The sequence below is a fragment of the Sandarakinorhabdus sp. genome (assembly GCF_041689835.1).
Taxonomy (GTDB): Bacteria; Pseudomonadota; Alphaproteobacteria; order Sphingomonadales; family Sphingomonadaceae; genus Sandarakinorhabdus.
The window spans coordinates 1-9,634 of the sequence record NZ_JBDNFM010000262.1 but is presented as its reverse complement, the minus strand read 5'-3'; the positions used below and the strand labels follow the sequence as shown (position 1 = coordinate 9,634).

Annotated in this window: 10 protein-coding genes; 3 read left to right on the top strand and 7 right to left on the bottom strand. The window is 63.6% G+C overall.

Annotation, left to right across the window (positions count from 1 at the left end):
* The first annotated feature begins 25 nt into the window (after nucleotides 1–25).
* Nucleotides 26–1,109 (top strand): peptide chain release factor 2 gene (prfB, locus tag ACESL8_RS13190; RefSeq protein ID WP_372919598.1). Its coding sequence is split into 2 segments (ribosomal slippage): nucleotides 26–49 and nucleotides 51–1,109, totalling 1,083 coding nucleotides; the frame shifts between segments, so codons are not numbered across the junction.
* 9 nt (nucleotides 1,110–1,118) lie between these two features.
* Here the strand turns inward: prfB and metC are convergent.
* Together metC and sseA are read right to left on the bottom strand one after the other, a co-directional pair.
* Complete coding sequence (gene metC, locus ACESL8_RS13185) at nucleotides 1,119–2,327, bottom strand: cystathionine beta-lyase (protein WP_372919596.1); 1,209 nt, start codon at nucleotides 2,325–2,327, stop codon at nucleotides 1,119–1,121.
* Entirely contained in the window at nucleotides 2,324–3,178 is an 855-nt protein-coding gene (gene sseA / locus ACESL8_RS13180) for a 3-mercaptopyruvate sulfurtransferase (protein WP_372919594.1), read from the bottom strand. The genes metC and sseA overlap by 4 nt, the downstream gene beginning before the upstream one ends.
* 120 nt (nucleotides 3,179–3,298) lie before the next feature.
* Here sseA and queF point away from each other — a divergent pair, with 120 nt between their 5' ends.
* Entirely contained in the window at nucleotides 3,299–3,748 is a 450-nt protein-coding gene (queF, locus tag ACESL8_RS13175) for a preQ(1) synthase (RefSeq protein WP_372919592.1), read from the top strand.
* A 23-nt stretch (nucleotides 3,749–3,771) separates the two neighbouring features.
* Nucleotides 3,772–5,493, top strand: coding sequence for a DUF885 family protein (locus ACESL8_RS13170; RefSeq protein WP_372919590.1), 1,722 nt, complete (start codon nucleotides 3,772–3,774; stop codon nucleotides 5,491–5,493).
* 3 nt (nucleotides 5,494–5,496) lie between these two features.
* On the opposite strand, the gene queE is transcribed toward ACESL8_RS13170, so the two are convergent.
* The 5 genes from queE to ACESL8_RS13145 all read right to left on the bottom strand — a co-directional run.
* Nucleotides 5,497–6,129 carry a 7-carboxy-7-deazaguanine synthase gene (queE, locus tag ACESL8_RS13165; RefSeq protein WP_372919588.1) on the bottom strand — a complete coding sequence of 211 codons (633 nt, stop codon included), beginning with the start codon at nucleotides 6,127–6,129 and terminating at the stop codon, nucleotides 5,497–5,499.
* Nucleotides 6,126–6,818: a 7-cyano-7-deazaguanine synthase QueC gene (gene queC / locus ACESL8_RS13160; protein WP_372919586.1), complete on the bottom strand. Its 693-nt coding sequence runs from the start codon at nucleotides 6,816–6,818 to the stop codon at nucleotides 6,126–6,128. The genes queE and queC overlap by 4 nt, the downstream gene beginning before the upstream one ends.
* Nucleotides 6,815–7,705, bottom strand: coding sequence for an Hsp33 family molecular chaperone HslO (locus tag ACESL8_RS13155; protein WP_372919584.1), 891 nt, complete (start codon nucleotides 7,703–7,705; stop codon nucleotides 6,815–6,817). Before ACESL8_RS13155 ends, queC begins: the two co-directional genes overlap by 4 nt.
* Nucleotides 7,705–8,631 carry an ornithine carbamoyltransferase gene (gene argF / locus ACESL8_RS13150; RefSeq protein WP_372919582.1) on the bottom strand — a complete coding sequence of 309 codons (927 nt, stop codon included), beginning with the start codon at nucleotides 8,629–8,631 and terminating at the stop codon, nucleotides 7,705–7,707. Before argF ends, ACESL8_RS13155 begins: the two co-directional genes overlap by 1 nt.
* 93 nt (nucleotides 8,632–8,724) lie before the next feature.
* Nucleotides 8,725–9,634, bottom strand: a 910-nt coding sequence (locus ACESL8_RS13145) for an aspartate aminotransferase family protein (RefSeq protein WP_372919580.1), incomplete at its 5' end; no start/stop codon positions are given.

Below are 9,634 nucleotides of genomic sequence, written 5' to 3'. Positions count from 1 at the left end.
CGCCACCCTCCCGTTCCAGCAGGCCTTGGGCCTGCTGAGGAGGTCTCTTTGACTGGGCTCGCGCACTCCGCCGCCTGGACGAACTGAACGCGCGGGTCGAAGACCCCAAGCTGTGGGACAATCCCAAGGCTGCGCAGGTCCTCATGACCGAGCGGCGCCGGCTGGATGAAGCCATCACCGCCACCCGCGATATCGAGCGTGACCTGACCGAAACGCGCGAATTGATCGAACTCGCCGAAATGGAAGGCGACGAGGCGCTGGCCCAGGACGGCGTGGCTGTTTTGCAGGTGCTCGCAGTCAAGGCCGAAAAGGACAAGGTGGCGGCGCTGTTGTCGGGTGAGGCCGACAGCAACGACACCTATATCGAAATCAACAGCGGCGCTGGCGGTACCGAAAGCCAGGATTGGGCGTCGATGCTGCTGCGCATGTATCAGCGGTGGGCCGAAAAACACGGCTACAAGGTTGAACTCATTGATTTCAACAGCGGTGAAACCGCCGGGATCAAGAATGCGATCATATTGGTGAAGGGCAACCAGGCCTATGGCTGGGCCAAGACCGAAAGCGGCGTGCACCGGCTGGTACGCATCAGCCCCTATGACAGTGCCGCGCGCCGTCACACCAGCTTTGCCAGCGTTTGGGTCTATCCGCAGGTCGATGATGAAATCGACATCGAAATCAAGGAATCCGATCTCAGGATCGACACCTACCGCGCGTCGGGCGCTGGCGGGCAGCACGTCAACACCACCGATTCGGCCGTGCGCATCACGCACATCCCCACCAATGTGATCGTCGCCTGCCAGAACGAGCGCAGCCAGCACAAGAACCGCGCCACCGCGATGAAGATGCTCAAGGCCCGGCTGTATGAACGCGAACTCGCCATCCGCGAGGCGGAATCGGCCAAAACCGAAGCCAACAAAACCGATATCGGCTGGGGCCATCAGATCAGGTCCTATGTGCTCCAGCCCTATCAAATGGTGAAGGACATGCGCACCGGCGTCACGTCCACCAGCCCCGATGACGTGCTGGACGGCGACGTCGATCCGTTCATGGCCGCGGCGCTGGCGCAGCGGATGACCGGCGAAGCGGTTGACGTTACCGACGTGGATTAAAGGTGCAGGCTATGCCGTGAACTGCGCCTGATAACGCGCCAGGCCAGCATCCAGATCGGCGATGAGATCGCCCACGTCCTCCAGCCCGATCGAAAGCCGCACGATGGGGCCGGGCAGGGGCGTTTGGGTGGAGGTGCGGATGCGGTCCAGTTCAACCGGCAGCACCAGCGATTCATAACCGCCCCACGAAAAGCCGATACCAAAATGCGCCAGCCCGTCAATCAGGGCGGCGGTGTGCGGGCGGCTGCCCTGTTTGAGCACCATCGAGAACAGCCCGGTGGCGCCGCTGAAATCACGTTTGAACAGTGCGTGATCGGGATGTGAGGGCAGGGCCGGATGCCAGACGCGGTCCACCGCCGGGTGACCTTCCAGCCAGCGTGCGATGGCCAGCGCAGATTGTTCGTGGCGGTCCAGCCGCAGGTTCAGCGTGCGCAGGCCGCGCAGCGCCAGCGCGCAATCATCCGCCGAAACGAAATGGCCCAGGCGGTATGCGGTTGCCTTCAGGCGCGGCCACAACGCGGCATTGCAGGCGGCGCTGCCCATCATCATGTCGCTGTGGCCGCCCACATATTTGGTCAACGCCTGGATGCTGATATCCACGCCCAGCGCCAGCGGCTGCAGCCGCAGCGGCGTCGCCCAGGTGTTGTCGATGATGGTGGTGATACCGCGCGGCCGGGCAGCGGCGGTGATCGCCGGCAGGTCCTGTATCTCGAATGATAATGAACCCGGTGATTCCAGCAGGATCGCCTTGGTCTTTTCAGAAATCACATCAACGATTCCCGCCCCGCAACGCGGATCATAATAGCGGGTGGTAATGCCCAGTGGCCCCAGCAGATGATCGGCAAAGCTGCGGCTCGGCTCGTAGGCGCTGTCGGTCACCAGCAGCTCGTCGCCGGCCTTCAGGCATGCGAGCAGGCTGGTTGTGATGGCTGCCACGCCCGACGGGAACAATTTGGTGCCGGCCGCGCCCGGCTCCAGTTGGCTGAGCGCATCTTCCAGCGCCCAGTGGGTCTGGGTGCCGCGCCGGCCATAATACAGCCCGGCGTCGGGATCGTGCAGCGCCTGGTCCAGATCGGCCAGATTGGCGAACAGGATCGTCGATGCCCGCGCCACGGGGGGGTTGACCATGTCCACCGCGTGCGCGCGGCCCGCTTGCGCCAACTGCGTGCCGGTGCCGAACGCCGACAGATCGGGGCGCGGCGGCCGCCGCTGGGTCACGCGCCCGTCACCGCATCGCCCGAAACGACAGGGTTATGCGGGTTGGCGCCCCATTCGCTCCAGCTGCCGTCATAGATGGCAACATTGGGCTTGCCGGCCAGCGCCGCGCCAAAGGCCACCACCGGCGCAGTGATGCCGGAACCGCAGGTGGCAACCAGCGGCTTGCCCAGATCGATCCCGGCGGCATCGAACAACGCCTTGATCGTTGCCGCCGGCTTGTAGGTGCCATCCTCGTTGAACATCGCTGAATAGGGGATATTTTTCGAACCGGGCATATGGCCGGGACGCACGCCGGGGCGCGGATCGGCTTCGGCACCGGTGAAACGCGCAGCGGAACGGGCATCAACAACCTGTTCGGCCTTGCTGCGCAGATTGTCGGCCATCTGGGCGGCGTCGCGCACCTGCGCCTTGTCGGCCCACACGGTGAAATGACGGTGGCGCACTATCGGCTTGCCGCTTTCCACCTGCCGGCCTTCAGCTTGCCATTTGGCAAAGCCGCCGTCCAATATGGCCACTTCGTGGGCGCCGAACAAACCCAGCATCCACCAAACGCGCGCCGATGATTTCAGCGGGCTGTTGTCGTACACGACGATGCGGCTGCCATCGCCCAGGCCCAGTGCCTGACAGCGCGAGGCGAATTTTTCGGCCGGCGGCAACATGGCGGGCAGCGGATTGCTGGTGTCCGACACTTCCTCGATGTCGAAGAACACGGCGCCGGGGATGTGCGCTGCCTCGAATTCGGCGCGGGCGTTGCGGGCGTGTGCAGGCAGAAACATGGTGGCGTCGATGATCCGCAGGTCGGATTTACCCATCTCTGCGGCAAGCCAGTCAGTGGACACCAGAAGGTTCATGCGGCACTCCCTACGCGTCGTTGTTTTGACCGTTATGAGCGTGACATAATTGCGTGGCCGGCGCATGTCACGCCCATAGTCGGCTCAGTGCGCAGCTTTGTTACAGCATGGAGAGATTAAGTGGTGGACGTGTTGCATTTGGGCCAATCTTCTGGGCTGCCGGCCAGTCCGGAAGCGGCAGTGCTGGATTATCCGCCCAACCCGCGGCCGGGCGCAATATTCCTCGTGCGCTTCACCTGCCCGGAATTCACCTCGGTGTGCCCGGTCACCGGCCAGCCCGATTTCGCCCACATCGTCATCGATTACGTGCCGGATGAAACGATCGTTGAATCAAAGGCCTTGAAGCTTTTCCTCGGATCGTTTCGCAACCACGCCGGTTTCCACGAGGATGTGACTGTGGGCATCGGCCAGCGCCTGGTGGCCGAGATGAAGCCCAAATGGCTGCGCATCGGTGGTTATTGGTATCCGCGCGGCGGCATCCCGATCGATGTGTTCTGGCAAAGCGGCGCGGTGCCGGATGGTCTGTGGCTGCCCGATCAGGGCGTGCCGACCTACCGCGGCCGCGGCTGAGGGTTTTGAAGAGGGGGAAGATAATGATTCGCGCCATTGTAGCCGCGCTGCTGGTGACGAGCGCCGCGCATGCCCAGACCGCCGACCAGCGGCTGAAATCCCTCTATGACGCGGAATGGCAATGGCGACTGGTGCAGACCGGGCAAGTGCAGGACGGGCTGGACACGCGGCAAGGCCCGCGCCTGCCGTGCGAGACGCCGGCCTGCCATATGGAACGCCAACGTTACTGGCGTGGAGTGCTTGGCCAGTTGGCCGCCATCCCGGATGCTGAATTGTCGGCGGAAGAACGGCTGAACAGGGCGGTGCTGACGGAATCGCTGCGCGCCGAAGTGACGGCGATTGGCTGGCGGAAATATGAAATGCCAATCAACAGCGACAGCAACATCTGGAGCGATCTTCCGGCGCAGGTACCATTCCGCACAGAAAACGAATATCGCAACTACATCAGCCGTATGCGCGACATTCCGCGCTGGTTTGATGAACATGCCGCCAACATGCTCACCGGGATGAAGCGCGGGTTTACGCCGCCGGCCGTTACGCTGAAGGGCCGCGATGACACGCTGGCTGGCCAGATCAAGCCAAGTCAAGCCAGCCCCTTTTTTGCGCCGTTCATCCGGATGCCGTCCAGTATTTCGCCCGGCGCGCAGGCTGCCTTGCAGGCCGAGGCCGCCAGCGTGATCGATGAGATCGTCAACCCGGCGCAAACCCGGCTGCTGGCGTTCCTGCGCAGCGAGTATCTGCCCGGCGCCCGTACCACCACGGCGGCGAAGGAACTGCCCGATGGCTTGGCGTATTACCGCGATCAGGTTCGCGAATACACGACACTGGAACTTTCGCCCGATCAGATCCACGAACTCGGCTTGGGTGAAGTCACCCGCATCGACGCCGACATGCAGCTGACCATGCGCGCAGCAGCATTTTCCGGCGATTTCAGGTCGTTCTTGAAATTCCTTCGTACCGATCCGCAATTCTATGCGCGCACGCCCGCTGAACTTCTCGGCTTTTCGGCGCTGGTGATGAAGAAGATGGACGGCAAGCTGGATCAGGTCTTCACCACGTTGCCGCGCATGCGTTTCACGCTGCGGCCGGTGCCCGATGCAATCGCGCCGGTGTATACATCCGGGCGCGGCGGGCTCGATGCTTGCTACATGAACACCTATGACCTGAAATCGCGGCCGCTGTACAATCTGGTGGCGCTCACCTTGCATGAATGTGTGCCCGGCCACAGCCACCAGGCCGCGATGGCGCTGGAGGCACCTTCTCGTCCGCCGTTTCGCCGCCGCACCTATTTTTCCGGCTATGGCGAAGGTTGGGGCCTGTATACCGAGTGGCTGGGCACCAAGCTGGGCCTGTATGAGGCGCCCTACGAAGAATTTGGCCGCGAGACATTCGAGATGTGGCGCGCCGCCCGCCTGGTGATCGACACCGGCCTGCATACCAGGGGTTGGAGCCGTGATCAGGCCATCGCCTATCTGGAAGACCATACCGCGCTGTCGCGCCGCGATATCGAGGTGGAGGTGGACCGTTATATCAGCTGGCCGGGCCAAGCGTTGGCTTACAAGCTGGGCGAGCTGAAGATCCGTGAGCTGCGCGGACGTGCGGAAGCCGAACTTGGCCCGCGCTTCGATCAGCGGCCATTTCACGACACACTGCTGGGCATGGGTTCAGTGCCGCTGCCGGTGATGGAAAGCGAGATGCTGGCGTGGATCGCGCGGGAAAAGGCCAAAGTTTCGTCGGCCCGCTGACGCTCAGGGCATCCCGGTCAGCTTGTGGGTTTGCAGGCTGAGCCGCCACTGCGGGTGGGTGAGGCAATAGGCAATGGCTGCCTGAATATTGTCGGCCTGCGCCGGGCCATCCATCGGCTGCAGAAAAAATTGCTGGAAATCGAGGCCGGCAAAGCGCTCTGGCAGCGCCTTGGGCTGCGGATAGACCAGCTTGAGCTCGTTGCCGGTGGTCAGCACCAGCGGCGCATCGGCCTTGGGCGACACGCAAATCCAGTCGATGCCTGGAGGCGGGGCTTGGGTGCCGTTGGTTTCGATGGCGATCTCGAAACCGCGCGCGTGCAGCGCTGCCACCAGCGGCGTATCAAGCTGCAACAGCGGCTCACCGCCGGTGCAAACAACGAGGCGGTGCCTGGCTGTCTCGCCCCAACAGGCGGCAACTGCATCGGCCAGCGCGTCAGAACAAGCGAATTTGCCGCCGCCCGGCCCATCGGTGCCAACGAAATCGGTGTCGCAGAACGTGCAAACTGCCTTGGCGCGGTCCTGCTCTCGCCCGGTCCACAGGTTGCAGCCGGCAAAACGCAGGAACACCGCCCGCCGACCGGTTTGCGCGCCCTCGCCCTGCAGCGTGAGGAACAGTTCCTTGACGGCGTAACTCATGTGGAAGGGCTCTGGGCAGGGTCTGCCACTCCGGCCTCGGCAAAGCCCTTGGCGCGCAGGCGGCAGCTGTCGCACTGGCCGCAGGGCCGGCCTTGCGGCGAGGGGTCATAACACGACCAGGTGAGGTGCAGCGGCGCGCCAACCGCTTGCGCTGCTGCGATGATGCCGGCCTTGTCCATCGTCATCAGCGGGGTGTGGACACGGAAAGCAGCACCTTCCACACCGGCCTTGGTGGCGGTGTTGGCCATGGCTTCGAACGCCGCGATGAATTCCGGCCGGCAATCGGGATAGCCGCTGAAATCCAGCGCATTCACCCCAATGAACAGATCGCGCGCGCCGGCGGCTTCGGCCCAGCCCAGCGCCACCGACAGGAAAATCGTGTTGCGCGCCGGCACATAGGTGACCGGGATGCCCGGCCCCACGGGTGCCCCGGCCTTGGCTTTGGGCACATCGATATCGGCGGTGAGCGCCGATCCGCCAAAGCCGGTGAGATCGAGCGGCAGCACGATGTGGCGCTCCACCGCCAGCGCATTGGCCACGCGCACGGCATGATCAAGCTCTATGCGGTGGCGCTGATTGTAATCGATGGTCAGCGCCAGGATGCGCCAGCCTTCGGCGCGGGCCATGGCGGCCACCGTGGTCGAATCCAGCCCGCCCGAAAGCAGGACAACAGCCAGCTTGCCGGTCATGCAGGAATCGCGAATACGCGGCTGCAGAACTGGCAATCCACGGCGATCAGTCCGCTGTCGTCTCGCATGCCGACGCGCTCGGTTTCGGGGAAGCGCATCAGCACTTCCTTGATGTGTGTTGCCGAGCAGCGGCAGCCTTTTACCGGGGTGGGGCCGGGCACCACGCGCACCTGTTCTTCGTGGAACAGACGCCACAAAAATGCTTCTGCCGACAGATCGGGGTCGGTCAATTCCGCAGCCGAGGCGGTGCCGGCCAGTGCCGCAACATGGTCCCAATCGGGGTGCTGTTCGCCGGCATCCAGCCGTTCGCCGCCGATTTCGGCGCGGGCCAGATGCTGCACGATCAAACCGCCAGCCAGCCAGCCGGTGGCGGCGCTGCCAGCCACACCGATACGCATCAGCGTGGGCAATTGTTCGGATTGGCTGAACCAGCCCTCCAGCGCGGCGGCCAGGCTGACACCTTCCAGCGGCACGATGCCTTGCCAGCGTTCTTCCGATGTAACTTGGTCGACGGTGATCGCCAGATAGCCTTTTCCGAACAATTCAGGCAAGTTCATGCCTTCATGAACAGCGGCTTGCGCATCATACTTCATGTAACCGCGCAGTTCTCCGGCGCGCCAGTCGCAGGCCAGCAGATCAACCACACCGCCTTTGGCCGAGGCCTGCACGGTCACCTGGCCGTCGTCTTGCCGCATGGTGGCCCCCACCAATGCCGTGAGCGTAAGCGCTTCAGCGAGCAGCCGGGTCAGCGGTTCGGGGTAGGGGTGCGCAGCCAGGATGGCATTCAGGGTTGCGTCCACGCGAACCACCATGCCGCGCACACCGCGCGACGGCACCATGAAGCCCAGCGTGCGATCGGCGGTGGGGGCAATGCCTTCGGCCAACATCACAGCTGCCCCAGGCACCAGAGCAGGATGGATTTTTGCACGTGCAGGCGGTTTTCGGCTTCGTCCCACACGGCAGAAGCCGGGCCGTCCATCACACTGTCGGTCACTTCGTCGCCGCGGTGGGCGGGCAGGCAGTGCAAAAACAGGGCGCCCGGCGCCGCCTTCGCCATCAGTGCATCGTTCACCTGAAAAGGCTGGCAGGCTGCCATTTTTTCCTTGGTGTCGGCCTGGCCCATCGACACCCAGGTATCGGTGACGACAACATCGGCGCCATCGACGGCGACTGCGGCGCTGTGCACCAGATCGATGCAGCCGCCGCGCGCGCACGCCATTGCCATCACGCCCGAATCGGGCTCCAACCCCCACGGCACGCCGACTTTCAGATCGAATTTCAGCAGCGAGCTGGCTTCGATCAGCGAATTGGTCATGTTGTTGCCATCGCCGACATAGGCCCAGGTCGAGCCGGCCACCGGGCGGCCGCTGCGTTCCTCAAAGGTCATGATGTCGGCCATCACCTGGCAAGGGTGGGACAGATCGGTGAGGCCATTGATCACTGGCACGCCGGCATGTTCGGCCAGCTGTTGCAATTTGTCATGGCTGTTGGTGCGCAGCATGATTGCATCGACCATGCGGCTGAGCACGCGGGCGGTATCGGCGATGGTTTCGCCGCGGCCCAGCTGCATTTCGCCGGCGCTGGTCACGATGGTCGTGGCGCCGAGCTGGCGCGCACCCATGTCGAACGAGAAGCGGGTGCGGGTGCTGGGTTTTTCAAAGATCATGCCCAGCACATGGCCGGCCAGCGGTGCATCAGCGTCAATTCGCCCCTTGGGCCAGCCGGCGCGCGCAGATTTGCGGCGGTGGGCATCATCAAGGATGGCGCGCAGGCCGGCGGGGGTGGCAGTGGCAAGATCAAGGAAATGCGGCATTTTTAAAAATCCTCCCCTCCCCTGCAAGGGAGGGGCTGGGGGTGGGGAAAGGTGGATCGGAACTTCGCAGTCCCGCCCCTGAATAGGCGGGATTCAGGCAGCCGCAGCCGGCTGATAGCTGCGCGCGGCGGCAGACAGCCGCTCCACACATTCGCGGATCTGCTTTTCCTCGATGGTGAGCGGTGGCAGCAGGCGCACCACATTGTCGCCGGCGGCAACGGCAAGAATGCCGTGGCTGCGCGCGTGGGTTACAAACGCGCGGCTGTCGCTCTTCATCTTCAGGCCCAGCATCAGGCCAACACCGCGAACGCTTTCAAACAGATCATCGTGATTGGGGATCATCTGTTCCAGCGCTTCGGTGAGCCGAGCGCCCATTTCGGTCACTCGCTGCAGAAACGCCGGCTCCGCCACAATGTCCAGCACGGCTTCGCAGGCCGCCATGGCGAGCGGATTGCCGCCATAGGTGCTGCCGTGCGTGCCGATGACCATGCCAGCCGCGGCGCGTTCGGTGGCCAGGCAGGCGCCAACCGGGAAACCGCCGCCAATGCCCTTGGCGATGGCCATGATATCAGGCGTGATGCCATAAAGTTCGTGCGCAAACAGCTTGCCGGTACGGGCGACGCCGCATTGCACTTCATCAAGGATCAGCAGCAAGCCATGCTTGTCGGCCAATTCGCGCAGCCCCTTGAGGAACGCGGCGCTGGCCGGACGGATGCCGCCTTCGCCTTGAATCGGCTCCACCATGAACGCGCCCACCGTATCGTCGATCGCGGCTTCGGCAGCAGCGAGATCGTCGAACGGCACCACCTTGAACCAATCGGGCAATGGCTCGAAACCCTTGCGCAACTTTTCCTGATCGGTGGCGGAAATCGCAGCCATGGTGCGGCCGTGAAAGGCATTGGAGAAGGTGATCACACGGTGTTTGTGGGGATTGCCGGCTGCGTAATGATAGGAAAGCGCAGTTTTAAGTGCACATTCAAAAGCCTCGGCGCCGCTGTTGGTG

Bases quoted from the DNA above. Each gene is read 5' to 3' on its own strand.
- ACESL8_RS13155 (WP_372919584.1), bottom strand. From the start codon at position 7,705: ATGTTGGCCGAAGGCATTGCCCCCACCGCCGATCGCACGCTGGGCTTC.
- ACESL8_RS13170 (WP_372919590.1), top strand. From the start codon at position 3,772: ATGATTCGCGCCATTGTAGCCGCGCTGCTGGTGACGAGCGCCGCGCAT.
- argF (WP_372919582.1), bottom strand. From the start codon at position 8,631: ATGCCGCATTTCCTTGATCTTGCCACTGCCACCCCCGCCGGCCTGCGC.
- queC (WP_372919586.1), bottom strand. From the start codon at position 6,818: ATGACCGGCAAGCTGGCTGTTGTCCTGCTTTCGGGCGGGCTGGATTCG.
- sseA (WP_372919594.1), bottom strand. From the start codon at position 3,178: ATGAACCTTCTGGTGTCCACTGACTGGCTTGCCGCAGAGATGGGTAAA.
- queE (WP_372919588.1), bottom strand. From the start codon at position 6,129: ATGAGTTACGCCGTCAAGGAACTGTTCCTCACGCTGCAGGGCGAGGGC.